The 24,602-nt window shown below is 72.4% G+C and carries 26 protein-coding genes and 1 pseudogene; 21 read left to right on the forward strand and 6 right to left on the reverse strand.

Going from position 1 to position 24,602, the window contains the following annotated elements:
* Nucleotides 1-99: 99 nt before the first annotated feature.
* The 4 genes from nadC (at nt 100) to AW16_RS0114650 (ending at nt 3,180) form a co-directional block, all read left to right on the forward strand.
* The gene (gene nadC / locus AW16_RS0114635) at nt 100-984 is read left to right on the forward strand and encodes a carboxylating nicotinate-nucleotide diphosphorylase (protein ID WP_051681983.1); all 885 of its coding nucleotides are present in this window, start codon (nt 100-102) and stop codon (nt 982-984) included.
* Nucleotides 985-1,056: 72 nt separating this feature from the next.
* A complete protein-coding gene (gene lysS / locus AW16_RS0114640) occupies nt 1,057-2,592 on the forward strand; it encodes a lysine--tRNA ligase (RefSeq protein WP_029291614.1) in 1,536 nt (511 codons plus the stop codon).
* 2 nt (nt 2,593-2,594) lie between these two features.
* The gene (locus AW16_RS0114645) at nt 2,595-2,780 is read left to right on the forward strand and encodes a hypothetical protein (protein WP_029291616.1); all 186 of its coding nucleotides are present in this window, start codon (nt 2,595-2,597) and stop codon (nt 2,778-2,780) included.
* A gap of 64 nt (nt 2,781-2,844) precedes the next feature.
* Entirely contained in the window at nt 2,845-3,180 is a 336-nt protein-coding gene (locus AW16_RS0114650; protein ID WP_029291618.1) for an Lsr2 family protein, read from the forward strand.
* A 64-nt stretch (nt 3,181-3,244) separates the two neighbouring features.
* Here the strand turns inward: AW16_RS0114650 and AW16_RS0114655 are convergent, their stop codons facing one another.
* Together AW16_RS0114655 and xylA are read right to left on the reverse strand one after the other, a co-directional pair.
* Nucleotides 3,245-4,654, reverse strand: coding sequence for a xylulokinase (locus tag AW16_RS0114655; protein WP_029291619.1), 1,410 nt, complete (start codon nt 4,652-4,654; stop codon nt 3,245-3,247).
* 4 nt (nt 4,655-4,658) lie between these two features.
* The gene (gene xylA / locus AW16_RS0114660; RefSeq protein ID WP_029291621.1) at nt 4,659-5,846 is read right to left on the reverse strand and encodes a xylose isomerase; all 1,188 of its coding nucleotides are present in this window, start codon (nt 5,844-5,846) and stop codon (nt 4,659-4,661) included.
* Nucleotides 5,847-5,923: 77 nt separating this feature from the next.
* Between xylA and AW16_RS0114665 the strand changes: the two genes are divergently transcribed.
* The 3 genes from AW16_RS0114665 to AW16_RS0114675 all read left to right on the forward strand — a co-directional run bounded on the left by AW16_RS0114665 (nt 5,924) and on the right by AW16_RS0114675 (nt 8,873).
* Nucleotides 5,924-7,180 carry an ROK family transcriptional regulator gene (locus AW16_RS0114665; protein ID WP_034649435.1) on the forward strand — a complete coding sequence of 419 codons (1,257 nt, stop codon included), beginning with the start codon at nt 5,924-5,926 and terminating at the stop codon, nt 7,178-7,180.
* Complete coding sequence (locus tag AW16_RS0114670) at nt 7,177-8,214, forward strand: beta-propeller fold lactonase family protein (protein WP_051681981.1); 1,038 nt, start codon at nt 7,177-7,179, stop codon at nt 8,212-8,214. Before AW16_RS0114665 ends, AW16_RS0114670 begins: the two co-directional genes overlap by 4 nt.
* Nucleotides 8,215-8,387: 173 nt before the next feature.
* Nucleotides 8,388-8,873, forward strand: a complete 486-nt coding sequence (locus AW16_RS0114675) for a hypothetical protein (RefSeq protein ID WP_156044197.1) — start codon at nt 8,388-8,390, stop codon at nt 8,871-8,873.
* Between the two features lie 184 nt (nt 8,874-9,057).
* Here the strand turns inward: AW16_RS0114675 and AW16_RS0114680 are convergent, their stop codons facing one another.
* Nucleotides 9,058-9,606 (reverse strand): hypothetical protein, encoded by a 549-nt coding sequence (locus AW16_RS0114680; RefSeq protein ID WP_156044198.1) that lies wholly within the window; start codon nt 9,604-9,606, stop codon nt 9,058-9,060.
* Nucleotides 9,607-10,707: 1,101 nt separating this feature from the next.
* Between AW16_RS0114680 and AW16_RS0114690 the strand changes: the two genes are divergently transcribed.
* Entirely contained in the window at nt 10,708-11,997 is a 1,290-nt protein-coding gene (locus AW16_RS0114690) for a glycosyltransferase (protein ID WP_029291630.1), read from the forward strand.
* Nucleotides 11,998-12,073: 76 nt separating this feature from the next.
* Nucleotides 12,074-12,811: a phosphoglyceromutase gene (locus AW16_RS0114695; RefSeq protein ID WP_029291632.1), complete on the forward strand. Its 738-nt coding sequence runs from the start codon at nt 12,074-12,076 to the stop codon at nt 12,809-12,811.
* 108 nt (nt 12,812-12,919) lie between these two features.
* Here the strand turns inward: AW16_RS0114695 and phoU are convergent, their stop codons facing one another.
* Nucleotides 12,920-13,585, reverse strand: a complete 666-nt coding sequence (gene phoU, locus AW16_RS0114700) for a phosphate signaling complex protein PhoU (protein ID WP_029291633.1) — start codon at nt 13,583-13,585, stop codon at nt 12,920-12,922.
* A 216-nt stretch (nt 13,586-13,801) separates the two neighbouring features.
* Between phoU and AW16_RS0114705 the strand changes: the two genes are divergently transcribed.
* The 9 genes from AW16_RS0114705 (at nt 13,802) to pstB (ending at nt 21,530) form a co-directional block, all read left to right on the forward strand.
* The gene (locus AW16_RS0114705) at nt 13,802-14,212 is read left to right on the forward strand and encodes a hypothetical protein (RefSeq protein WP_051681982.1); all 411 of its coding nucleotides are present in this window, start codon (nt 13,802-13,804) and stop codon (nt 14,210-14,212) included.
* Between the two features lie 25 nt (nt 14,213-14,237).
* Nucleotides 14,238-14,669 (forward strand): DUF6325 family protein, encoded by a 432-nt coding sequence (locus AW16_RS0114710; protein WP_029291636.1) that lies wholly within the window; start codon nt 14,238-14,240, stop codon nt 14,667-14,669.
* Nucleotide 14,670: 1 nt separating this feature from the next.
* The gene (locus tag AW16_RS0114715; RefSeq protein WP_029291638.1) at nt 14,671-15,030 is read left to right on the forward strand and encodes an SHOCT domain-containing protein; all 360 of its coding nucleotides are present in this window, start codon (nt 14,671-14,673) and stop codon (nt 15,028-15,030) included.
* A 188-nt stretch (nt 15,031-15,218) separates the two neighbouring features.
* Complete coding sequence (locus AW16_RS0114720) at nt 15,219-16,505, forward strand: cell wall metabolism sensor histidine kinase WalK (RefSeq protein WP_081861710.1); 1,287 nt, start codon at nt 15,219-15,221, stop codon at nt 16,503-16,505.
* Nucleotides 16,502-17,218 carry a response regulator transcription factor gene (locus tag AW16_RS0114725; RefSeq protein ID WP_029291642.1) on the forward strand — a complete coding sequence of 239 codons (717 nt, stop codon included), beginning with the start codon at nt 16,502-16,504 and terminating at the stop codon, nt 17,216-17,218. The genes AW16_RS0114720 and AW16_RS0114725 overlap by 4 nt, the downstream gene beginning before the upstream one ends.
* 341 nt (nt 17,219-17,559) lie before the next feature.
* Nucleotides 17,560-18,672 (forward strand): phosphate ABC transporter substrate-binding protein PstS, encoded by a 1,113-nt coding sequence (pstS, locus tag AW16_RS0114730; RefSeq protein ID WP_029291644.1) that lies wholly within the window; start codon nt 17,560-17,562, stop codon nt 18,670-18,672.
* 94 nt (nt 18,673-18,766) lie between these two features.
* Nucleotides 18,767-19,786 (forward strand): phosphate ABC transporter permease subunit PstC, encoded by a 1,020-nt coding sequence (pstC, locus tag AW16_RS0114735; RefSeq protein ID WP_081861711.1) that lies wholly within the window; start codon nt 18,767-18,769, stop codon nt 19,784-19,786.
* On the forward strand, nt 19,786-20,739 hold the full coding sequence (gene pstA / locus AW16_RS0114740) for a phosphate ABC transporter permease PstA (protein WP_029291647.1): 954 nt from the start codon (nt 19,786-19,788) through the stop codon (nt 20,737-20,739). Before pstC ends, pstA begins: the two co-directional genes overlap by 1 nt.
* An 11-nt stretch (nt 20,740-20,750) precedes the next feature.
* Nucleotides 20,751-21,530 carry a phosphate ABC transporter ATP-binding protein PstB gene (gene pstB / locus AW16_RS0114745; protein WP_029291649.1) on the forward strand — a complete coding sequence of 260 codons (780 nt, stop codon included), beginning with the start codon at nt 20,751-20,753 and terminating at the stop codon, nt 21,528-21,530.
* 108 nt (nt 21,531-21,638) lie between these two features.
* On the opposite strand, the gene AW16_RS0114750 is transcribed toward pstB, so the two are convergent.
* Nucleotides 21,639-22,151 carry a hypothetical protein gene (locus AW16_RS0114750; RefSeq protein ID WP_029291652.1) on the reverse strand — a complete coding sequence of 171 codons (513 nt, stop codon included), beginning with the start codon at nt 22,149-22,151 and terminating at the stop codon, nt 21,639-21,641.
* 281 nt (nt 22,152-22,432) lie between these two features.
* Between AW16_RS0114750 and AW16_RS0114755 the strand changes: the two genes are divergently transcribed.
* The 3 genes from AW16_RS0114755 to ispF are packed head-to-tail and all read left to right on the forward strand — an operon-like array spanning nt 22,433 to nt 24,103.
* On the forward strand, nt 22,433-22,915 hold the full coding sequence (locus AW16_RS0114755; RefSeq protein WP_029291654.1) for a CarD family transcriptional regulator: 483 nt from the start codon (nt 22,433-22,435) through the stop codon (nt 22,913-22,915).
* A 1-nt stretch (nt 22,916) separates the two neighbouring features.
* Nucleotides 22,917-23,621 (forward strand): 2-C-methyl-D-erythritol 4-phosphate cytidylyltransferase, encoded by a 705-nt coding sequence (ispD, locus tag AW16_RS0114760; RefSeq protein ID WP_029291656.1) that lies wholly within the window; start codon nt 22,917-22,919, stop codon nt 23,619-23,621.
* Nucleotides 23,618-24,103 carry a 2-C-methyl-D-erythritol 2,4-cyclodiphosphate synthase gene (gene ispF / locus AW16_RS0114765; protein ID WP_029291658.1) on the forward strand — a complete coding sequence of 162 codons (486 nt, stop codon included), beginning with the start codon at nt 23,618-23,620 and terminating at the stop codon, nt 24,101-24,103. Before ispD ends, ispF begins: the two co-directional genes overlap by 4 nt.
* An 86-nt stretch (nt 24,104-24,189) precedes the next feature.
* On the opposite strand, the pseudogene AW16_RS18225 reads toward ispF, so the two are convergent.
* Nucleotides 24,190-24,495: pseudogene (locus AW16_RS18225) on the reverse strand (EamA family transporter); the annotation flags it as partial.
* Nucleotides 24,496-24,602: the final 107 nt, after the last annotated feature.

Consider the following 24,602-nt stretch of genomic DNA (forward strand, 5'->3'; position numbering starts at 1 on the left):
GCGTGGGCGGGTAGCGTGCTCGGCGTGCTTCCCGACGAGAGCCGATCGCTGACCCACGACGACGAGCGGGTCGGGGTGCTGCCCGACGAGCGGGTCGGGGTGCTGCCCGGGGATGCGGGGCCCGAAGCCGGCGCCGTGCTGCGGGTGGTCGTCGCGGCGCTCGACGAGGACCTGGGGCCCGAGCCCGGGCGGGACGTGACGACGCAGGCGACGATCGACCCCGCCGCGCAGGGCACGGCCGACCTGGTCGCACGCGCGGACGGCGTAGTCGCGGGCCTGGTCGTCGTCCCGGTGGTGCTCGACGAGGTCGCGCGGCGGCTCGGGCTGGCGCGCGCGCTCGTCGAGGTCGTCGTGCCCGACGGCACGCGCGTGGTCCGCGGCGACGTGCTGGCGCGGCTCGTCGGGCCCGTGCAGGTGCTGCTCGTCGCCGAGCGGACGCTGCTCAACCTCGCGAGCCGTGCGTCGGGCGTCGCGACCCACACGCGACGCTGGGCCGACGCGCTGGCCGGCACGGGCGCGACGGTGCTCGACACCCGCAAGACCACCCCGGGCCTGCGCGCGCTCGAGAAGTACGCGGTGCGCTGCGGGGGCGGGACCAACAAGCGCATGGGGCTGTACGACGTCGCCATGGTCAAGGACAACCACGTCGCCGCGGCGGGATCGGTGACGGCCGCGGTCCGTCGGGTGCAGGAACGGTTCCCGGACGTGGCGATCCAGGTCGAGGCGGACACCGTGGACCAGGCGCTCGAGGCGGTGGCGGCCGGTGCGACGTTCCTGCTGCTCGACAACATGGCTCCCCCGGTGCTGGTCGAGGTGGTCGCCGCGGTGCGCGCGGTCGCGCCGCACGTCGAGCTCGAGGCGACCGGCAACCTGACGCTCGACCGCGCGCGCGACGTGGCGGAGACGGGGGTCGACTTCCTCTCGGTGGGCGGCCTGACGCACTCGTCGCCGATCCTCGACCTCGCGCTCGACCTCGAGGCCTGAGCCCGACGACCCGCGGGACGAGCGGCCGGACGAGCGGCGGGACCGCCCAGGTTCGCTCGTTACGATGACCCGGTGACCGACGCCCCCTCGCAGGCCCAGGTCGAGCCCGACGCCGCCGAGCTCGACGACACCCCCGAGCAGATCCGCATCCGGCGCGAGAAGCGCGCCCGGCTGATCGCCGAGGGCGGCGAGGCGTACCCGGTCTCCGTCCCGCGCACGCACACGATCGCGCAGGTGCGCGCGGAGCACCCGGACCTCGAGCCGGGCACCGAGACGGACGACGAGGTGGGCGTCGCCGGCCGCGTCGTGTTCCTGCGCAACACGGGCAAGCTGTGCTTCGCGACGCTGCAGGACGGCGAGGGCGGTCGCCTGCAGGCGATGCTGAGTCTCGCCGAGGTGGGCGAGGAGCGCCTCGCGGCGTTCAAGGCCGACGTCGACCTCGGCGACCACCTGTTCGTGCACGGGCGCGTCATCTCGAGCCGTCGCGGCGAGCTGTCGGTGTTCGCCGACTCCTGGGCGCTCGCCGCCAAGGCCGTGCGTCCGCTGCCCAACCTGTACGAGGGCACCGAGCTGTCCGACGAGGCCCGCGTGCGTCAGCGCTACGTCGACCTCATCGTGAGCCAGCGCTCGCGGGACATGGTGCGCACACGCGCCGCGGTGCTGCGCTCGGTACGCGAGAACCTGCACCGCCGCGATTTCATCGAGGTCGAGACGCCCATGCTGCAGGTGCGTCCGGAGGGTGCCGCGGCGCGTCAGTTCGAGACGCACATGAATGCTTTCGACATCCCGCTCTTCCTGCGCATCGCGCCTGAGCTGTTCCTCAAGCGCGCCGCGGTCGGCGGTGTGGAGCGCGTGTTCGAGATCAATCGCAACTTCCGCAACGAGGGTGTCGATGCGACGCACTCGCCGGAGTTCGCGATGCTCGAGGCATATGAGGCGTACGGCGACTACGACACGATGGCGGCCCTCACGAAGGATCTCGTGCAGACCGCCGCGCAGGAGGCATTCGGCTCCACCGTCGTCACGCTCGCGGACGGTGAGCAGTACGACGTGGGGGGCGACTGGGCCGACCTTCCGATGTACGACTCGCTGAGCGATTCCCTGGGTGTCGAGATCACGCACGACACGTCGGACGCCGATCTCCTGGCGCTCCTCGAGAAGGCCGAGATCGAGCTCGCGCCCGCGCAGCGCAACCACGGCAAGATGGTCGAGGAGCTGTGGGAGCACCACGTCGGCTCGACGCTGCACGCGCCCACGTTCGTGCGCGACTTCCCCGTGGAGACCTCCCCGCTCACGCGTGACCACCGCTCCAAGCGCGGCCTCGTCGAGAAGTGGGACCTGTACGTGCGCGGCATGGAGCTGGCGACGGCCTACTCGGAGCTGGTGGACCCGGTGATCCAGCGCGAGCGGTTCGAGGCGCAGGCGCTGCTCGCGGCGCGCGGCGACGACGACGCGATGCGGATCGACGAGGACTTCCTGACGGCCATGGAGTTCGCGATGCCGCCGTCGGGCGGAATGGGCATGGGAATCGACCGGCTCCTCATCGCGCTCACCGGCCGCGGTATCCGCGACACCATCCTGTTCCCGCTCGTGAAGCCGCAGGCCTGAGCATGGGAGCGGCACTCGCGGCACTTCTGCCCTCGATCGGCGTGGGGCTCCTGTTCTGGTTCGTGATGCGTGCGGTCATCAATGCGGACCGCACGGAACGGCAGGCGCTCGCACGCATGGACGCGGCGGAACGACGGGCGGCGGAGAGCGTCGCGAAGCCGGATTCCGCCGGAAATGTTGACGCCTGATTAGTTCCGATGCGATCCTGACGGCGCCAAGAGCATTTCTTTTCTCTCAGCCCGTGGAGCACACATGGTTCAGAAGGTCCGCGTCCTGCTGGTCGACGACATCGACGGGGGCGACGCCGACGAGACCGTCACGTTCGCGCTCGACGGCGTCACGTACGAGATCGACCTGACGTCGGCGCACGCCGCCGAGCTGCGCGACTCGTTCGCGCGCTGGGTCGGGCACGGGCGCAAGGTCGGCGGCCGTTCCGCCGCGGGTCGCCCGGCAGCGCGCGGTGGCTCGCGTCGTTCGGCATCGGACGCGCACGCGATCCGCGAGTGGGCCAAGGGCCAGGGCATCTCGGTGTCGGAGCGCGGCCGCATCCCCGCCGAGGTGCGCGCCGCCTACGAGCAGGCCAACTGACGCCACGCGTACGACGAGGCCCGGCCTCCCGCCGACGAGCGGGGAGCCGGGCCTCGTCGCGTGCTCAGGGACGCCCGAGCGTGAGCGGGCGGGCGACCGCGTACCTCTCCCGCACGGACGGCACGGGGGCACCGCGGAACACCCCGGCCTCGGCCGCAGCCGTCCACGCCGGTGGTGCGTCGTCCCCGGACAGCACCCACGCCGCCTGCCGCGCGGCGCCGTCTGCGACGTACTCCCCGGCGGTCGGCACGTGCACGTCGAGCCCGAGCACGCTCGGCGCGATCTCCCGCACCGCCCGGGACTGGGCACCGCCGCCGACGAGGAACAGGCGCCGCACCTCGACGCCCTGCGCGACGAGCGCGTCGATCCCGCCGGCGAGGCCGCACAGCATGCCCTCGACGTGTGCGCGTGCGACGTGCGCGGGCGTCGCGGTGGTCAGCCGCAGCCCGTGCAGAGACCCGGTCGCGTCGGGCTCGTTCGGCGTGCGCTCGCCCTCGAGGTAGGGGACGAGCACGAGGCCGTCGGCGCCGGCGGGTGCCGACAGGGCGAGCTCGGACAGCTCGTCGTGCCCGACGCCCAGCACGCGGCCCGCGGCGTCGAGCACGCGCGAGGCGTTGAGCGTGCACGCGAGCGGGAGGAACGCGCCGGTCGCGTCCGCGAAGCCCGCCACCAGCCCGGACCCGTCGTTCGTCGGCCGCGCGCTGATCGCGCTGACCACGCCGGACGTGCCGATGGACACCGCGACGTCCCCGGGCCCCAGCCCGAGCGCGAGCGCGGCCGCCGCGTTGTCCCCGGCGCCCGGACCGAGCACGGGGGACAGCGCGCCGACGACCGAGCGCGGCCCGGCCTCGGACGGCCCGAGGACCCGCGGCACGAGCGCGTCGTGCCCGAGCGCGAGCTCGAGCAGATCGTGCCGGTACTCGCCCGTCGTGGGGGACCAGTAGCCCGTGCCCGACGCGTCGGACCGGTCGGTGACGAGCGCGTCGAGCCCGGGCGAGCCGGCGAGCCTCCAGGTCAGCCAGTCGTGGGGGAGCGCGACGGCCGCGACACGAGCGGCATCGGCCGGCTCGGCGTCCCGCAGCCACCGCAGCTTGGTGACGGTGAGCGACGCGACGGGCACGGAACCGACCGCGTCGGCCCATGCCTGCGGCCCGCCGAGCTCGTCGACCAGGTCCAGCGCCGCCTGCGCCGAGCGGGTGTCGTTCCACAGCAGCGCGTCGCGGATCACCTCGCCGTGCTCGTCGAGCACGACCATCCCGTGCTGCTGCCCGCCGACCGAGATCGCGGAGACGTCGTCGAGCCCGCCCGCGTCGTCGATCGCCCCGAGCAGCGCGTCCCACCAGTGCCGTGGGTCGACGGACGTGCCGTCGGGGTGCGGCGCGCGACCGGAGCGCACGAGCGCCCCGGTCGCGGCGTCGCGCACGACGACCTTGCACGACTGGGTGGAGGAGTCCACCCCGGCGACGAGTGCCACGGGGTCAGCGTGCGCCGAGCGCGTGCTCGAGCGCGAGCTGGTTGAGGCGCACGAACCCGAAGCCGCGCGCGGCGACCTCGTCGGGATCGACGTCCTCGTACGCCGAGGTATCGGCGAGCAGGTCGGCCAGCGTCTCGCCCTCGGCCAGCGTGGGCTGCGAGAGCTCGAGCACGCCCGACTCCTCGAGCGCGGCCTGGACCTCGGGGTCGGCGCGGAACGCGCGCGCCCGCTCGGCCAGCAGGATGTACGTCGACATGTTGGCGGCGGCCGAGTCCCAGACCCCCGTGAAGTCCTCGGTGCGCGACGGCTTGTAGTCGAAGTGGCGCGGGCCGTCGTAGCGCGGGCCGCCGCCCGAGAAGCCGTTCTCGAGCAGGTCGACCGTGGCGAACGCGGAGAACAGGTCGCCGTGGCCGAACACCAGGTCCTGGTCGTACTTGATGGACTTCTGCCCGTTGAGGTCGATGTGGAAGAGCTTGCCCGCCCACAGCGCCTGCGCGATGCCGTACGTGTAGTTGAGGCCGGCCATCTGCTCGTGGCCCACCTCGGGGTTGAGGCCGACGATGTCGCCGTGCTCGAGCTTGGCGATGAGCGCGAGCGCGTGCCCGACGGTCGGCAGCAGGATGTCGCCGCGGGGCTCGTTGGGCTTGGGCTCGATCGCGATGCGCAGGCCGTAGCCCTGCTCCTTGATGTACGCGGCGACGGTGTCGATGCCCTCGGCATAGCGGTCGTGCGCGGCGTTGAGGTCCTTCGCGGAGTCGTACTCGGCGCCCTCGCGGCCGCCCCACATGACGAACGTGTCGGCGCCCAGGGACGCGGCGAGGTCGACGTTGCGGACCACCTTGCGCAGGCCGTAGCGGCGCACGCGGCGGTCGTTCGACGTGAACGCGCCGTCCTTGAAGATCGGGTGGCTGAACGTGTTGGTCGTGACCATCTCGACCGTGATGCCGGTCTCGTCGAGCGCGCCGCGGAAGCGGTCGAGGATCTTGTCGCGCTCGGCGTCCGACGAGCCGAAGGGCACGACGTCGTCGTCGTGGAACGTCACGTGCGCGGCGCCCAGCTCGGCGAGGCGGTGCACGGACTCGACCGGGTCGAGCCACGGCCGGGACGCGGAGCCGAACTGGTCCTGCGCGTTCCAGCCCACGGTCCACAGACCGAAGGAGAACTTGTCGTCGGGGGTGGGCTTGCGAACCATCGGGAGACCTCTCATCGTCGAGACGGATTTTGTTGTGCGAATGAACTTATGCGCGGGAGCGGCTAGGGTCAACCCCCATGAGGACGACGGCGGCGCGCCAGGCGAGCCTGCGCGAGCACAACCTCGGCCTCGTGCTGGGGCACGTCGTCGACGCCGTGACCCGGGGTCGCACGCCGTCGCGCGCCGACGTCGCCGCGGCCACCGGCCTGACGCGCGCCACGGTCTCGGCGCTCGTCGACCGCCTCGTCGCCGGGGGACTGCTGGCCGAGCTCGACCCGGTCCAGACGCAGCGCGCCGGCCGCCCCGCCGTCCCGCTGACCATGCCCGCACGCACGGTCGCCGCGCTCGGCGCCGAGATCAACGTCGACTACCTCGGTGCACGCGTCGTCGACCTGTCGGGGGACGTCGTCGCCGAGCGCGTCGACGCCGGAGACTTCCGGGCGAGCGACCCGCGCGAGGTCCTCGCGCGGTGGGCGGCGCTCGCCGAGGCTGTGCTCGCGGAGGCGGGTGCGAGCGATACGGGGACGAGCGACGTGGGGACGACGAGCGGGGCGGGCCCGACGAGGATCGCCGGCGCCGCCCTCGCGCTGCCGGGCATCGTCGACCGCGGCACCGGTCCCCTGCGCACCGCCCCCAACCTGGGCTGGCGCGACGTCGACGTCCTCGCGCTGCTCGCCGACCTCTCCCCGACGCTCTCCCCGACCCTGGCCGCGCACCCGCCGCGCCTCGCCAACGAGGCCGACCTCGCGGCTCGCGCCGAGTCCGCCGCCCGCACCGCCGGCGCCGACGAGCGCCCCAGCTTCGTGTACGTCTCGGGCGAGATCGGCATCGGTGCGGCGGTCGTGGTCGACGGCCGCATCTTCGGCGGCCTGCGCGGGTGGGCGGGCGAGCTCGGCCAGACGCTCGTCGGCGACCGCCGGCTCGAGGAGGTCGCCGGCCAGGACGCGATGCTGCGCGCGGCGGGGCTCGAACCGAGCGGCGGGATGGCGGCGCTCGGGACCGCGGCCCGTGCGGGCGACGAGCGCGCGGCCGCCGCCGTGTGCGACGCCGGGACGCTGCTCGGCACCGCCCTCGCCAACACGGTCAACCTCGTCGACGTCTCGCACGTGGTGCTCGGCGGCGCGTTCGCGGCCGTCGCGGACCTCGTCGCCGCGCCCGTGCTCGCGGCGCTCGAGCGGCACGTGCTCGCCGCACCGTGGGCGCCACCGAGCGTCGACGCCGCGGTCGCGGGCGAGCTGCCCGCCATGACCGGCGCGGCGCTCGCGGTGCTCGCCGACGTCGTCGCGGACCCGGCGGCGTGGCTCGCCGACGACGCCCCTAGGGTGTCCGGATGACCTCGCTGTGGATCGGCACCTATCCCGTCGCCGGCGCGGGCACGCCCGTCGGGCTGGGTGAGGGCGTGTGGCGTGCCGAGCTGGCCGACGACGGCACGTGGGCCGGTGTCGAGCAGGTCGCCGTGACGCCGTCGCCGTCGTTCCTCGCCGCGCACCCCGGCGGGCGCGTGCTCTACGCCGCCAACGAGCAGACGGACGGCACGGTCACCGCGCTCGTCGTCGACGGCGACCGCGTGTCGCCGACCGCGACGACCCCCTCCGGCGGCGCCGACCCCTGCCACCTCCTGCTGACGCCGGACGCAGGCACGCTCCTGGTCGCCAACTACTCGTCGGGCACGCTCGGCGCGATCCCGCTCGCCGCGGACGGAAGCTTCGCGGGTCCGGTCGTCGTGCACGGGCACACCGGACACGGCCCGCGCGAGGACCGCCAGGAGGGCCCGCACGCGCACTTCGTCGCGCTCGAGCCGGACGGCGAGCACGTCGTCGTGGTCGACCTCGGCACCGACGAGCTGCGCCGCTACGCGCTCACCGCCGACGGCGTCCTCGAGGCGGGCATCGCGGCGTCGTTCGACCCCGGCACCGGCCCCCGCCACCTCGCGTTCGCGCCCGACGGGCGACACGCGTACGTCGCGGGCGAGCTCGACTCGACGCTCCGCGTGCTCGCGTGGCCGAGCGGCGAGGTCGTCCAGACGCTGCCGCTGCCCGAGGGGCTCGCGGCGCACGTGCTGCTCGACGGCGACGAGGTCGTCGTCGCGGTGCGCGGCCCCGGCGTGCTGCTGCGGTTCGCGGTGGCCGACGACGGGCTCCTCGCCCCGCTGCGCACGGACGACCTGCCCGGGACGTGGCCGCGGCACCACGGGGTGGTCGGTGGCCGCCTCGTCGTCGCCGAGCAGGTGGCCGGCAGCCTCGAGGTGCTGGACCGCGAGGGCACCGTCGTCGACCGTGTCGACGTCCCCGCGGCGGCGTGCGTGGTCCCGGTCGCGGGCCGGTCGACGACGGCTCGACGTGAGCTCGCCGTCGCCGACGGGCAGTAGTCCAGCGGCGGCCGGCGGCGACGTCGGCGGAATGCCGGCCGCTCCGTGCGCGACTCGTGAAACGCGAGGTCGTGGTCGTGCACGTGTCCGGCCGGCGAGACGCAGGGGCTGAGCTCTTGTGCGGAGGCTTGGGGGCTGGTCAGGTGCTCGCACTCGGGGAGGGGGATCAGACCATGACGCCACCCAAGCGTCACCGAAACTTGGTGCGCGGCGTCCTGGTGACCGCCGCGGTGGCATTCTTGACTGGATGCACAGGGAATGCCGACGCGCCGCCGCGGTCGACTGCCTCAACCGCTCTGAGCGCCGCGTACCCGTCCACTGACGGCGGCTCGAGCTTCGGCAAGAAGGACGACGGTAGCCGGTATTACGAGACGGTGCTCCGCGGGTCTGGCGGCCACCTCACCGTCACGGACGTCGAATGGCTCGGCGATGATGCTCATCACCCGGCCGTGGTCCACCTTGCGCGAACTTCGTCCGCCGATCCTTACGCGGTGGTCGGCGCGAAGCCCGAAGTGCCATTCGACACCAAGCGGGGGCGCACGGCTGCCCTGACCCTGGTCTTCGCGTCGGACGCGATGGTCCCTGCCGGGAGAGTCGTCGTCAGCTATTCAACGTCTGCCGGCACCGGGGAACTCACCCTCGAGCCGAAATGGAGCTGAGCATCGGAACTGAGCGCGCGACACCTCCGCGCGGGCTGCCGCCATCCAGACCTCCGATCTGGCGGTCTGGACTGATTGCCTTCCTGACATACCTGACGCCCCGGGCGGTCCCGAGGAGGCGCGCCCGTTGGCGCAGCGTCGTTCTGTCGGAGTCGACCGCGTTCGGTCTCCTTGGCGGCGTGTCCTATTCGTCGCTGGTCGGCCGACGACGGCCCAACGCGAACGCACCGCCTCCCACGAGCAGCAGACCCGGGATGACGAGGGCGACAGCAGACCAGTTGACTCGCCGAGTCGAGTGCTTGGTGCTCGCGCCGGCAACCGGAGCGATCGCCCCGATAGCGTCCGAGGGCAGGTCTGAAGGCTGCTTCGCCAGTTCGGAACGATGCTGCGCGTTCTTGGCCGCGCGAAAATCGCTCGCGGTCACGGTTCCGTCTCCGATGAGCGCCTGGGCCGCCGGGGTGAGCGCGGTGAGCTGCGTGCCCTCGCCGTTCATCGCGTAAAGCTCTTCGCCCCACAACGAGGTACCGACGACTTGCTCTCCGTCCGGAAGCTTGGCCAGTTCCTCGACCTCGCTCGGCAACCAGCCATCTAGCTGGACAAACGCCCCGTCGCCGTCGACCTGGAGCGCGGACACGGCACGCCCCGAGATGTATTCGACGGCGATCCATCGCTCGCCCCGGGCAGCATCGAAGTCCTCAGCGACCAACTGGCTCGACGTGGCGTCGGTGGGCACCCAGGTGAAGATCCGATGAGGCGGGCCGAACCGCGTGGCGCTCGTCTCGAGTTTCGTACGGTCGACCTTCCCGGACGCAGGAGATGTTGCGTTGAGTGCCACCGCCTGGGAGAACGCGCTACCTCCCGGGGCTATCGAGTCGGATACGGCGGGGGGAGGCGTCGAACCGTCCGCGGCGGCCGCGTACGTGGTGACGGCGATGAGAGCAACAGATGCGGCGAGAGCGACCAATGCGGTCCGAACGGTGTCCATGGCCTACGCATTCTCAACTGTAGAGGTAGGAGTTCGGTGTGTATGAACTAGTTCCGAGTCCCGCTGTGCCGGCAGAATACTGGCTGTAGGTGATCCAACTTCCGGAAACGGCCCCGTCGCGAATAGATGTGATATAGACCTTGTCTGGCGATTCGGCACTCCCGATAAGCGGCGCGATGTGTCCGATCGCCCCCCGCCGACCCAGGTAACCAGGTTCAGCACGCCGCCGCCGGCTAGGGTTCGGCTCCGCACAGTGGAAAACGAGACGGTTCCATTGTGGGGACCCGAGGTCGCGACGCTGCTCGTACTGATCGCACGCTTCATCTCGACCATGGTGCCCCCGATGTCGTCGCAGGCGCTAGAGTTGCGCCCATACTTGACAAGCGTGCATTCGCTCGCAGATGACCCGAGAGATTTCTGGACGATCATCTTTGCGCCGGCGGCCCAGCACCAGTTGCCTTCTTGCTGACTGTACTGCTTCCAAGCGCCCCACGACACGGTGACGAGCGAGCTCGAAGCATGAGCGACGCCTTGGCCGACTAAGGTCGACCCTGTGACCATCGCAAATGCGAGCGCCAGGATTTGGATTCGGCTCTTTGGACTCCGTGGAGCGCGGGCCATATCCGTACCGCCTTCCGCGAGGTCTAGATTGCGCCGCACCGTACCGACTCCCTGTAGGCATGTCGAGAGTTGGGCGATCCGCGAGGTTGCGAGCTGTCGGCGCGGTCCGAGAATGAACAGCCGCCGGGCGGGGACGACAACGTGCATCGAGTGCGGCGCGCGGGCGACAATGGCTCGAGCACCCCGAGCCCGTCAGGAGCCCACGTGACCCACGCACCGCGCGTCGCCATGCTCTCGGTGCACACGTCCCCGCTGGACCAGCCCGGCACGGGCGACGCGGGCGGCATGAACGTCTACGTCCTGGAGCTCTCGCGCGCGCTCGCGGCGCGGGGGGCTCGGGTCGAGGTGTTCACGCGCGCCACGTCGTCGGACCTGCCCGAGACCGTGGTGCTGCCGGGCACGAGCGCGGACGGCAGCGAGATGACCCGCGACGAGTCGCGAGAGGTGCTGCTGGCCGACGAGGCCCCCGCGGGCGTGGTCCCGCCGATCCTGGTGCACCACGTGCCCGCCGGACCGTTCGAGCGGCTCGACAAGAACGACCTGCCCGGCGTGCTGTGCGGCATGGCCGCGGGCGTGCTGCGGTCCGAGGCCGCGCGCCGGCCGGGCTGGTACGACGTCGTGCACTCGCACTACTGGCTGTCCGGCCAGGTCGGTCGCATCGCGGCGGACCGGTGGGAGGTGCCGCTCGTGCACACGGCCCACACGCTCGCGCGCGTGAAGAACGCCGCGCTCGCGCCCGGGGACGACGCCGAGCCCGCCGCGCGCGTGCTGGGCGAGGAGCAGGTGGTGTCCGAGGCGGACGCGCTGGTCGCGTCGACGCCGGCCGAGGCGCGCGAGCTCGTCGAGCTGTACGGCGCCGACCCCGCGCGCGTGCACGTCGTCGAGCCGGGCGTGGACCTGCGCCGCTTCACGCCGGGGGACCGCGACGAGGCCCGACGTGAGCTGGGGCTGCCGACCGACCGCGACGTCGTGCTGTTCGCGGGTCGGGTACAGGCGCTCAAGGCCCCCGACGTGCTGGTGCGCGCGCTCGGCGTGCTGCGCGCGCAGGGCCGGCCGGTGCCGCTGCTCGTCGTGCTCGGGGGACCCTCCGGGCGCTCGACCGCGGTCCGCGAGCTGCAGGCGCTCGCGAGCGTGTGCGGGGTCGCCGACGACGTCGTCGTGCGCCCTCCCGCCGCGCGCGACGAGCTCGCCACCTGGTACCGCGCCGCCGACGTCGTCGCGATGCCGTCGCGCTCGGAGTCGTTCGGGCTCGTCGCGGCCGAGGCGCAGGCGACCGGCGTGCCCGTGGTCGCCGCCGCGGTGGGCGGGCTGCGGTCCATCGTCGACGACGGGGTCTCCGGCCTGCTCGTCGCGGGCCACGACCCGCAGCGCTGGGCCGACGTCCTCGCCGACCTGCTCGCGGACCCCGAGCGGCTCGCGCGGTACGCCGCAGCGGCGCGCACCAGCTCCGAGCGGTTCGGGTGGGAGGCCGCCGCCGACCAGGTGCTCAAGGTGTACGAGGTCGCGCGCGAGGGGTGACGGCCGTCCCGACTGATGTCGTCCCAGGGACTGACGTCCCTGCGCCGGGGTGCCCGCCCTGCGGCAGGATGAACCCATGACCTACACCCTCGTGCTGCTCCGCCACGGCGAGAGCGAGTGGAACGCCAAGAACCTCTTCACCGGCTGGGTCGACGTGGCCCTGTCCGAGAAGGGCGTCGAGGAGGCCAAGCGCGGTGGCGCTCTCCTCAAGGACGCGGGCATCCTGCCCGACGTCGTGCACACCTCGGTGCTGCGCCGCGCGATCACGACGGCCAACCTGGCGCTCGACGCCGCGGACCGGCACTGGATCCCGGTCAAGCGCAGCTGGCGCCTCAACGAGCGCCACTACGGCGCGCTGCAGGGCAAGGACAAGAAGCAGACGCTCGACGAGTTCGGCGAGGAGCAGTTCATGCTCTGGCGCCGCTCGTACGACGTCCCGCCGCCCGAGATCGAGCTGGGCTCGGAGTTCTCGCAGGACGCCGACCCGCGCTACGCGGACTCGCCGCTGGTGCGCACCGAGTGCCTCAAGGACGTGCTCGAGCGCGAGCTCCCGTACTGGGAGTCGGACATCGTCCCCGACCTCAAGGCCGGGAAGGTCGTCCTCGTCGCGGCGCACGGCAACTCGATCCGCGCGCTCGAGAAGTACCTCGACGGCATCTCGGACGACGACATCGCGGGCCTGAACATCCCCACCGGCATCCCGGTCGTCTACGAGCTCGACGACGACTTCAAGCCCACCGTCCCGGGCGGCCGCTACCTCGACCCGGACGCGGCGCAGGCCGCGATCGCCGCGGTGGCCAACCAGGGCCGCTGACGCCGCCCCGCACCACGCACGACGAGAGCGCCGGCCCCCGCAGGGGACCGGCGCTCTCGTCGATACGCGCTCGGTGCGACGAGGCGGGCGGGTCGGCCGGCGAGCGGGTCAGCTCGCCGAGCGGTCGAGCTCGTCGGCGTTGGTGCCCGTCACCAGGTACACCACGCGGCGCGCGGCCGAGACGCCGTGGTCGCCGAAGCGCTCGTAGAAGCGGCTCAGCAGCGTGGTGTCCACCGTCTCCTGCGGGCTCGCGGACCACGAGCCGCCGAGCATCGCGGTGAACACGTCCTCGTGGAGCTCGTCGAGCAGGTCGTCGTCCTGCTCGATGCTCTCCGCGAGCGGCACGTCGCGGTTCTCCAGCAGCGTGGTGCATCGTCGTGCGACGCGGACCGCCGCGTCGTGCATCTCCGCGAACGTGCCGGACAGGCTCTGCGGCACCGCGTCGCGCGGGTAGCGCCCGCGTGCGATCTGCGCGATGTGCCGCGCCAGGTCGCCCATGCGCTCGAGCGTCGCGCTGATGCGCAGCGCCGTCACGACGACCCGCAGGTCGGTCGCGACGGGTGCCTGCTGCGCGAGGAGCTGCACCGAGCGCTCGTCGATGTCGCGCTCCATCGCGTCGATCGCCAGGTCGTCGACGATGACCGTCTCGGCCAGTGCGAGGTCCGCGGTGAGCAGGGCCACCCCGGCGTTCGTGATGGCGTGCTCGACCAGGCGGCTCATGGCCGCGAGGTCCTCGCCGAGCTGGGTGAGCTCGGCCTCGAAGATGTCGCGCATGTGATCCCTCTCGTGCTGCGCACACTGCAGATGCGCATGTCTGCGCCTCTGCGCACCGATGTCGGCCCAGCGTGGCACCGGCAGGTGAACGGACGTGCGCGGTCAGGTGAACGCACGGCGGCTGTTGGTCGGCACGCGCACGGCTCTGTCCCGATACGTCCGAGGTCGGGCACACTGTGCCTCGGTAGCGGTGATCGACGTCGAGAGGGCAGGCAAGTGGCGAACAACAGGGTGTCGGGCTGGGTCGGCTGGGTGTGGTTCGCGGCGTTCGCGCTCATCACGGTCGGGCTGCTCAACGTGGTGTCCGGCCTCGTGGCCGTCTTCAGCCCGGACAAGGTGATCACGTGGAGCGGCAACGGCGTCGCGCTGATCGACGTCTCGACGTGGGGATGGGTGCACCTGATCCTCGGCGCGATCATCGCGCTCGTCGGTTTCGCGCTGTTCGGCGGGTCGTCCTGGGCGCGCGGCACGGCCGTCGTCGTGGTCGTCCTCAACATCGTCGCGCAGTTCGTCTCGCTGCCCGTGACACCGTGGTGGTCCCTCGTCGTGATCGCGATCGACGTGGTCGTACTGTGGGCCCTGGTCGTGCACGGTGACGAGGCAGAACGCGCCGCCGCCCGACTCTGAACGACCCCACGCCCGAGGAGAATCCATGGCACCGAAGTTCGGACCGGTCGAGCTCATCGCGATCGGCTTCCCGCAGGACCGCATCCCCGACGACGTCAAGAGCGAGCTGCTGGCTCTCGTCGAGTCGCAGCAGGTCCGCATCGTCGATCTCGTCGTCGCACGGCGCGGTCTCGAGGGCGACGTCGAGATCATCGAGGTCGACCAGCTCGGCGACGAGCTCGAGATCACGGACGTCCAGCTCGCCGGCGGCGGCCTCACGTCCGAGGAGGACGTCGACGAGGTCGTCGGCGCGCTCGAGCCCGGCACCTCGGCGCTCGTGCTCGTCGTCGAGCACCTGTGGTCCGTCGGGCTGCAGCGCGCGATCTTCGCGGCCGGGGGCGAGCTCCTCGCCTCCGAGCGCATCCCTGCCGACGTGGTGGACGAGCTCTCGGAGCTCGCAGACGAGCTGGAGGACTGACATGCCCATGATCCGTCGGGTCGGACGACCCGGTCTCATCGGAACCGCGGCGCGGACCGCGGTCATCGCCGGCACGGCGTCGGCCACGGCGGGCGCGGTGCAGCGTCGGCAGATGGGCCGTGCCCAGGCGAGCTATGACCAGCAGCAGGCGGCTGCGGCCGAGCAGCAGCGCCAGATCGACGAGGCGGCCGCCGCAGCGGTGGCCGCGCAGGCGGCCGCCCCTGCCGTCGCGGCGGCGCCCGCCGCGCCCGCAGCGGGCGACGACCTCATGGCGAAGCTCTCGCAGCTGGCCCAGCTGCACGCCCAGGGGATCCTGGACGACGCCGAGTTCTCCGCGGCGAAGGCCAAGCTGCTCGCCTGAGCGACCTCGGCGTGACGACGGCCGTGCACCTCCCGAGCGAGGTGCACGGCCGTCGTCGTGCGTGCCACGAGCGACGAGTCATCCACGCGCCTGCGCAGCGGTGAACAAGCGGTGAACGCTCGGCGGCAGTTGGCCCCTGGGCGCGGCATCCGTGCAGGGTGCGGGTGGGCGAGCCCTACTGTGGAGCCGTGACCGCGGACGGCTGGGAGCTGATCGTCGCAGGGTGCCTCGGCATCCTCGTCGGCGCGTTCGCCGTCGCCGCGTACTGGTCGAGCCAGCGCTCGATGCACGCCGTGCCGCCCGCGCCGACGCCCGAGCTCGACGACGGGCTGGTCCGCACGCTCGCCGTCCTGCGCTCGGCCGCGGTGGTGCTCGACCCCGACGACACCGTGATCCGAGCGAGCGCCCCTGCGTACTCCCTGGGGCTGGTCCGCGACGGTCGCATCGTGCCGGCAGCCATCCGCGAGCTCGTCGAGGGCGTGCGGCGCGACGGTGTGATCCGCGACGAGGAGCTGGAGGTCCCGCGCGGTCCGCTCGGTGCGGGGATGCTGCTCGTGCAGGTGCGCGTCGCGCAGGTGACGCCGCGGCACGTCGTCGTGCTCGCGGAGGACATGACGCAGGCACGCCGGCTCGAGGCGATCCGCCGCGACTTCGTCGTGAACATCTCGCACGAGCTCAAGACGCCGGTGGGGGCGCTGACCCTCCTGGCGGAGACCGTGCAGGACGCGGCGGACGACCCGGAGGCCGTGCGCCGCTTCGCCGGCCGCATGCAGACCGAGGCGGTCCGCCTGTCGGCGCTCGTGCACGAGATCATCGAGCTGTCCCGTCTCCAGGTCGCGGGTGCGCTCGCGGCCACGACGAGCGTCGACGTCGACGCCGTGGTGCGCGAGGCCGTCGACCGCGCACGCACCACGGCGAGCGCCAAGCAGGTGCGCATCGACGTGGGCACCGGCACGGGACTGCAGGTTTTCGGCAACCACGACCTGCTCGTGACGGCCGTGCGCAACCTCGTCGACAACGCCGTGGCGTACTCGGGAGAGGCGTCGCACGTCGGCGTCGGCGTGCGCCTGCGCGACCAGATCGTCGAGATCGCGGTGGTCGACGAGGGCATCGGCATCTCGCCCAAGGACCAGGAGCGCGTCTTCGAGCGGTTCTACCGCGTCGACCCCGCGCGCTCGCGCGCGACCGGCGGCACGGGGCTCGGCCTGTCGATCGTCAAGCACGTCGCGGCGGACCACGGCGGCGACGTCACCGTGTGGTCGCAGCAGGGCCGGGGCTCGACGTTCACGCTGCGGCTCCCCGTCGCGGTCGCGGCGGTGCCGGACACGCCGCCCCTGCGCACCCCGCCATCGGGCGTCTCGGTGTTCCCGCCGGCGCCCCACCAGGACGTCCCCCCCGCGCACGAACCCGCCACCGACGCCGGCCCGTCCGGCGCGCCCGACGAAGGAGAGCACGTGCACAGGAGCGCGTCATGACGCGGATCCTCGTGGTCGAGGACGAGGAGTCCTACCGCGATCCCCTGACCTACCAGCTGCAGCGCGAGGGCTACGAGGTCGTCACCGCGGCGACCGGCACCGACGGGCTCGACCGCTTCCAGGAGGGCGGCATCGACCTGGTGCTGCTCGACCTCATGCTGCCTGGCATGCCCGGCACCGAGGTGTGCCGCGCGATCCGCGCGACGAGCGAGGTGCCCGTCATCATGCTCACGGCGAAGGACGACGAGATCGACAAGGTCGTGGGCCTCGAGCTCGGCGCCGACGACTACGTCACGAAGCCGTACTCGTCGCGCGAGCTCGTCGCGCGCGTGCGTGCGGTGCTGCGGCGACGGGCGGCGCCGGTCCCCGTCGCGACCGCGGGCGAGCCGATCGACGACGAGGACGACGACCTGCTGGTCGCCGGCCCGATCAAGATGGACGTCGAGCGCCACGTGGTGCGCGTGCACGACGAGACGGTCGCGTTCCCGCTCAAGGAGTTCGAGCTGCTCGAGCTGCTGCTGCGCAACGCGGGGCGCGTGCTGACCCGCGGGCAGCTCATCGACCGCATCTGGGGCTCGGACTACGTGGGGGACACCAAGACGCTGGACGTCCACGTGAAGCGTGTGCGCGCCAAGATCGAGGCCGACCCCGCGAACCCGGTCCTGCTCGTCACGGTCCGCGGCCTGGGCTACAAGCTCACCCCCGAGGCCTGACCACGGCGCCAGCGCACGGCCCCGGCCCGCGCGCCGGCGCCGGCGCCGTGCGCAACCAGCGGCACTTGTGACTCCTGCACCCTCGTGCGACTGACGATCGCCCCACGAGTGGCCACCTGTCACAAGTGCCGCTGATCGTGATGCGCCCCGGTCGTGGCACCGCCGCGCAGGCCGTCCGCCGCGCGGGCCGTCCGCCGCGCGGGCCTTCATGGACGCGTGAACAACTGTCGGCCAGCGTTCACCTGGGGTTCAACTACGTCCGCCCGGGACGTCACATCCGGTTCCTAACGTCGGCCACGCCGCGCACCGATCGGGTGCGCACGACGACAGGACGGATCACAGTGAAGCTCTCCCTTCCCAGCCGCGTCGGCGCGGTCGCCCTCGCAGGTGTGCTCGCCTTCTCGCTCACGGCCTGCGGATCGGACGACCCGACCGGCGACTCCGGTGCGACGAGCGGCTCGACCTCGGGCGGCAGCGCCCTCAAGGGCGAGCTCAACGGCGTCGGCTCCTCCGCGCAGGAGAAGGCCATGGACGCGTGGCGCGCCGGCTTCCAGCAGGCCAACCCCGACGTCACCGTCAACTACGACCCGCAGGGTTCCGGCGCGGGCCGGACCCAGTTCATCCAGGGTGCGGCCGACTGGGCCGGCTCCGACTCCGCGATGAAGCCCGAGGAGCTCGAGCAGGCGAAGGCCGCGTGCGGCTCGGACGCCATCGACGTCCCGGTCTACGTCAGCCCCATCGCCGTGGTGTTCAACCTCGACGGCGTGACCTCGCTCAACCTCTCGTCGGACACGATCGCGAAGATCTTCGCGGGCAAGATCACGAAGTGGGACGACGAGGCCATCAAGGCCGACAACCCCGACGCAAAGCTGCCGTCCACGGCGATCACCCCCGTGCACCGCGCGGACGGCTCGGGCACGACGAAGAACTTCACCGACTACCTCAACAAGACGGCGTCCGACGTCTGGACGAACGAGGCGGCCGACGACTGGCCGCTGCAGGGCGGTGAGTCGGGTACCGGCACGTCGGGTCTGATCCAGGCGGTCCAGGGCGGCAAGGGCACGATCGGCTACGCCGACGAGTCCGCCGCGGGCACGCTCGGCAAGGTGTCGATCAAGGTCGGCGACGCGTTCGTCGCGCCGACGGCCGAGGCGGCAGCGATCGCGCTCGACAAGTCGCCCCGCGACACCACGCGCGGTGCGAACGACATCGTCGTGAACGTGGACCGCACGACGACCGAGGCCGGCGCCTACCCGCTGATCCTCGTCTCGTACGGCATCGCGTGCTCGACCTACAAGGACGCCGCGAAGGCCGACCTGGTCAAGGGCCTGCTCGGCTACATCGTGAGCTCCGAGGGTCAGCAGGCCGCGAAGGCCGCTGCCGGTTCGGCCCCGCTGCCGGACGCGCTCGCCGCCGACGCCAAGACCGCGGTCGAGTCCATCAAGGGCGCCTGACCGCACCAGCTGCCGGTGGCCGGCCCGTCCCGGGGGGGACCCGGGCCGGCCACCGGCGAACGTCCCCCCCACACCTGACCGACGCAGGAGCATCGTGTCCACCACCCAGACCCCGCCGGTGAGCATCGCCGGCGGACCCGAGCCGCAGGGCCCGGGTCGCGCGCTACGGCGCAGCCGGGCGCGTGCCGCGGACCGCGGCGCGAGCCGCGCGTTCCGCTGGCTCGCGACCGGCGCCGGCGCCCTCATCCTCGTCACGCTCGCCGCCGTCGCGGTGTTCCTCGTCATCAAGGCGTGGCCGGCCCTGTCGACGCCGTCGTCGGAGCTCGTGAAGCAGGTCAACCTGCTCCGTGGCTCGAGCTCGCTGCTCGACTACGTCGGCCCGATGATCTTCGGCACGATCCTCGCCGCTGCCCTCGCGCTGCTCATGGCGGTGCCGGTCGCGATCGGGATCGCCTTGTTCATCTCGCACTACGCGCCGCGTCGCCTGGCGAGCGGGCTCGGGTACGTGATCGACCTGCTCGCCGCGGTCCCGTCGGTCGTCTACGGCCTGTGGGGAGCGCTCGTGCTCGCGCCGCTCGTGCAGCCCGTGTGGGCGTGGCTGGGCACGCACGTCGGCTGGTTCCCGCTCTTCGCGGGCACGGTGTCGCCGACAGCTCGCGTGCTGCTGACCGTGGGCATCGTGCTCGCGGTCATGATCCTGCCGATCATCACCGCCGTGAGCCGCGAGGTGTTCCTCCAGACCCCGCGGCTGCACGAGGAGGCGGCGCTCGCGCTCGGCGCGACGCGTTGGGAGATGATCCGCACCGCGGTCCTGCCGTTCGGCCGCTCGGGCGTCATCTCGGCCGCGATGCTCGGTCTGGGCCGCGCGCTCGGCGAGACGATGGCCGTGCTGATGATCCTGTCGCCCGGGTTCCTGTACTCGTTCCGCATCCTCGAGGCCGGTCAGCAGCAGACGATCGCGGCCAACATCGCCGCGCAGTTCCCCGAGGCGACCCCCATGGGCGTCTCCACGCTCATCGCGACGGGCCTCGCGCTGTTCCTCATCACGCTCGTCGTGAACATGGGTGCGCGCTGGATCGTGTCCCGCCGCAAGGACTTCTCGGGAGCCAACTGATGACCGCCACGACCCCCGAGCTCTCCGGCAACCCGGAGCTGCGCGCCCTGCTCAAGCAGGTCGACCCGCGCCGCCACCGTCGCGACAAGGTGATGCGCGCGCTGATCGTCGGCGCGTTCGTGCTCGCGTGCCTCCCGCTGCTGTCGGTCGCGTGGACCGTCGTGAAGAACGGCGCCGAGCGCTTCAACGTGTACTTCCTGACGCACTCGATGCGCGGCGTCTTCGGCGGGATGGACGCCGGCGGCGTCTACCACGCGATCGTCGGCACCGTCGAGATCACGCTGTTCGCGGCGCTCATCTCGGTGCCGATCGGCCTGCTGACCGCGATCTACCTCGTCGAGTACGGGCGCGGGCACCTGGCGCGCGCGGTGACGTTCTTCGTCGACGTCATGACGGGTATCCCGTCGATCGTCGCGGGCCTCTTCGCGTACGCGCTGTTCGCGGTGTTCCTGGGCCCGGGCGTGCGGATGGGCGCGGTCGGCTCGGTGGCGCTCTCGGTGCTGATGATCCCGGTGGTGGTCCGCTCGAGCGAGGAGATGCTGCGGCTCGTCCCGAACGAGCTGCGCGAGGCCGCGCTCGCGCTGGGCGTCCCGCGCTGGCTCGTCGTCATCAAGGTGGTGCTCCGCACCGCGGTGGCGGGCATCGTCACGGGCGTCATGATCGCGATCTCCCGCGTCATCGGCGAGACGGCTCCGCTGCTCATCACGGTCGGCGTCATCGACTCGATCAACTTCAACCTGTTCGACGGTCGCATGATGACGCTGCCGGTGTACGTGTACCGCCAGTTCCAGAACGGCCTGGTGCCGTGCTCGCCGGGCGCGACGGACTGCATCGCGACCATCAACTACGACCGTGCCTGGGCCGGCGCGCTGACGCTCATCCTCATCGTCATGCTGCTCAACCTCGTCGCCCGCCTCGTCACCCGCTTCTTCGCTCCCAAGAACCTCCGCTAAAGGACCCCCCCATGGCACAGCGCATCGACGTCAAGGACCTCAACATCTACTACGGCGACTTCCGGGCCGTCGCGGACGTGCAGATGACCGTCGAGCCCCGCTCGGTGACGGCGTTCATCGGCCCGTCGGGCTGCGGCAAGTCGACCTTCCTGCGCACGCTCAACCGCATGCACGAGGTGGTGCCCGGCGCGCGCGTCGAGGGCACGGTCGCGATGGACGGCGTGGACCTGTACGGCCAGGACGTGGACCCGGTCGCGGTCCGACGTCAGGTCGGCATGGTGTTCCAGCGCCCCAACCCGTTCCCGACGATGTCGATCGCGGAGAACGTGCTGGCGGGCGTGCGGCTCAACAACCGCAAGATCAGCAAGGGCGACGCGCAGGACCTGGTGGAGCAGTCGCTGCGCGGGGCCAACCTCTGGAACGAGGTGAAGGACCGCCTCGCGCGTCCGGGCTCGGGCCTCTCGGGCGGGCAGCAGCAGCGCCTGTGCATCGCGCGCGCCATCGCGGTGCGCCCGCAGGTGCTGCTCATGGACGAGCCCTGCTCGGCCCTGGACCCGATCTCGACGCTCGCGATCGAGGACCTCGTCGCGGAGCTGAAGTCCGAGTACACGATCGTGATCGTCACGCACAACATGCAGCAGGCGGCGCGCGTCTCGGACCGCACGGCGTTCTTCAACCTCGCGGGCACGGGTCAGCCGGGCAAGCTCGTCGAGATCGACGACACCGCGACGATCTTCTCGGCGCCGCGCGAGCAGGCCACGGAGGACTACATCTCGGGCCGGTTCGGCTGAGCCGGCGGGTCGTCCGTCGGGTCATGCGGACAGCGCGGACGACGAAGGCCGCCGCCCCGGTGCTCGGGGCCGGCGGCCTTCGTCGTACGTGGAGCCCGTCGTGCTGCGTCAGGCGGTCGGTGCCGTCGAGTACTCGGGGAGCGTGCCGTCGAGCACGGGGACGGACAGCGTCTGGCTGCCGGCGCGCGTGCTGGTGAGCGTCGCCGGCAGGACGGCGCCGGGCGCGACGGACACCGACGAGATGGTCACGGCGGCGGTGGTGTCCTCGGCGGCGCCGTTGTCGTCGGTCCCGTTCGCGTCGCCGTTGATGAGCACGGTCTCGCCCGCGGGGACGTCGACCTTGGCGGTCTCGGTGCCGAACGTGAACGTGATCGACTCGGGCTCGTCGCCGTCGTTGGTCAGCGCTCCGTGGAGCTGACCGGGCGCGCCCTTCGCCTCGGACACGACGAGCAGGTTCGACGCGCGCACGTCGCCGAGCGTGGCGCGCACGCCGTCGGACGCCGAGTACTCGTTCTCGGTGGTGATCTCGTTGGTGGCCGAGCACGCCGTGAGCGTGAGCGCTGCGACGCACAGCCCGGACGCGAGCAGGACGCGGGACAGACGGTGGCGGGGCGAGGTCACGAGGGACTCCTGGCGTTCGGGGCGGGGCGTGCTGTCTCGTCGGCCGCCGGACCTCCGCGGGGACGTGCGGGCCTGACCGGTGGCGCTGGCGCCAGCCTAGCCGCAGGCGACGCCCGCGGTGCGCGTCGGACGGTCGTCGGCCGCGTGGTGCGGGTCACCCGCCGCCGGCGGGACGCGGCGTGATCGCGTGCCCCCTGACCAGCGTGTACGACGCCCTCCGGCCGGAAAGGGGTGATATGTGGCGTGGTAGGCTAGGCCACCGCGAAAGGGGACACCTGCAGATGACTTTCACTGTTGGGGAGACCGTTGTCTACCCGCACCACGGTGCAGCTCTCATCGAAGAGATCAAGACCAGGACCATCCGCGGAGAGGACAAGATCTACCTCAAGCTGAAGGTCGCCCAGGGCGACCTGACGATCGAGGTCCCCGCTGAGAACGTCGACCTGGTGGGCGTCCGTGACGTCGTCGGCCAGGAGGGTCTGGACAAGGTGTTCGAGGTCCTGCGGGCCCCCTACACCGAGGAGCCGACCAACTGGTCGCGCCGCTACAAGGCGAACCTCGAGAAGCTCGCGTCGGGCGACGTCATCAAGGTGGCCGAGGTCGTGCGCGACCTGTCCCGCCGCGACGCGGACCGCGGCCTGTCGGCCGGGGAGAAGCGGATGCTGTCGAAGGCCCGCCAGATCCTCGTCTCGGAGCTCGCGCTCGCGGAGCACACCGAGGAGGAGAAGGCCGAGGCCATCCTCGACGAGGTCCTCGCGTCCTGAGGTGCGCACCGCCGCCATCCTGACGGCCGCCGGCAGCGGCTCGCGGCTCGGCCACGAGCTCCCCAAGGCGCTGGTCCCGGTCCGCGGCGAACCGATCGTCGTGCACGCCGCCCGTGCGCTGGCCCAGGCCAGGCCGGGCGGCGTCGCCATGTCCGCGGTCGTCGTGACGGCACCGGCCGCGCACCTCGCGGAGTTCGAGCGCGTGCTCCCCGGGGTCCAGGTGGTGGCCGGTGGGGCGACGCGGCAGGCCTCGGTGGCCCGGGCGCTGGATGTGCTGGCCGACGACGTGGACGTGGTGCTGGTGCACGACGCCGCGCGGCCGTTCGTGCCCGCCGACATGGTCGAGCGGGTCGCACGGGCGGTGCTCGACGGCCACCCTGCCGTGATCCCCGGCCTGCCCGTGACGGACACGATCAAGCAGGTGGGCGACGGCGTCGGCGGCTGGCCCGTCGAGCGGACGGTGGACCGGTCGGTGCTGCGCGCGGTGCAGACGCCGCAGGGCTTCGCGCGCGACGTCCTCGTGCGCGCGCACGCGGCTGCAGCGGCGGACGCGGACGACGAGCAGCTGGCGGCCTCCGACGACGCCGGCCTCGTCGAGCGCCTCGGCCTGCCCGTGTGGGTGGTGCCCGGCGACGAGCGCGCCGCCAAGATCACCACCCGCCGCGACCTGCTGCTCGCCGAGCTCGACCTCGAGGAGAACCGATGACCGCCCTCCCGCGCACCGGCCTCGGGGTCGACGTGCACGCGTTCAGCGACGACCCCGCGCGCGAGCTGCACCTTGCGGGCCTGCACTGGCCCGGCGAGCGCGGCCTCGAGGGCCACTCCGACGCCGACGTCGCCGCGCACGCGGCGGCCGATGCGCTGCTGTCCGCCGCGGGGCTCGGCGACCTCGGGTCGAACTTCGGCACGTCAGAGCCGCAGTGGGCCGGTGCCGCGGGGTCCGCGCTCCTGGCCGAGGCGGCGCGGCGCGTGCGGGCCGCGGGGTTCGAGATCGGGAACGTCGCGGTGCAGGTGATCGGCAACCGCCCGCGCGTGGGTCAGCGGCGGGCCGAGGCGGAGGCGGCGCTGTCGTCGGCCGCGGGGGCGCCCGTGAGCGTCTCGGCCACGACGACCGACGGGCTCGGGCTCACGGGGCGCGGCGAGGGGGTCGCGGCGGTCGCGACCGCGCTGGTGGTCGTCGCGGGCTGAGCCGCGACGCCCCGGCGGACGCTGCCGAGCAGCACGCCCGCGACGACGAGCGCGCCCCACGCGAGCTCGGTGGCCGACGTGCTCTCGCGCAGCAGCAGCCACGAGGACCCGATCCCGACGACGGGCACGAGCATCGAGAACGGCGCGACGGTGCTCGACGGGTGGCGGCCCATGAGCCGCGTCCACACGCCGGACCCGAGGAGCGTGCCGATGAGCACCGTGTAGACGAGCCCGCCGAGCGCGAGCAGCCCGGTGCTCGTCGTGAGCCCGTGGAACGACGCGGTGATGCGAGCGGGTCCCTCGACGACGAGCGCGAGCGCCAGCATGGGCAGCGGCGGCACGACCGACATCCACAGCACCAGCCGGAACGCCTCGTCGGGCGCGGACCGCACCGCGAGCCGGTTGCCGAGGTTGCCGAGCGCCCACCCGAGCCCACGAGACCGTACTAGATCTCGTATGCCGTCTTCTGCTTGAAAAAAAAAAAACGGTAGGGAGAGTG

Origin of the sequence: Cellulomonas sp. HZM, assembly GCF_000708885.1 — a bacterium.
Lineage (GTDB): Bacteria > Actinomycetota > Actinomycetes > Actinomycetales > Cellulomonadaceae > Cellulomonas.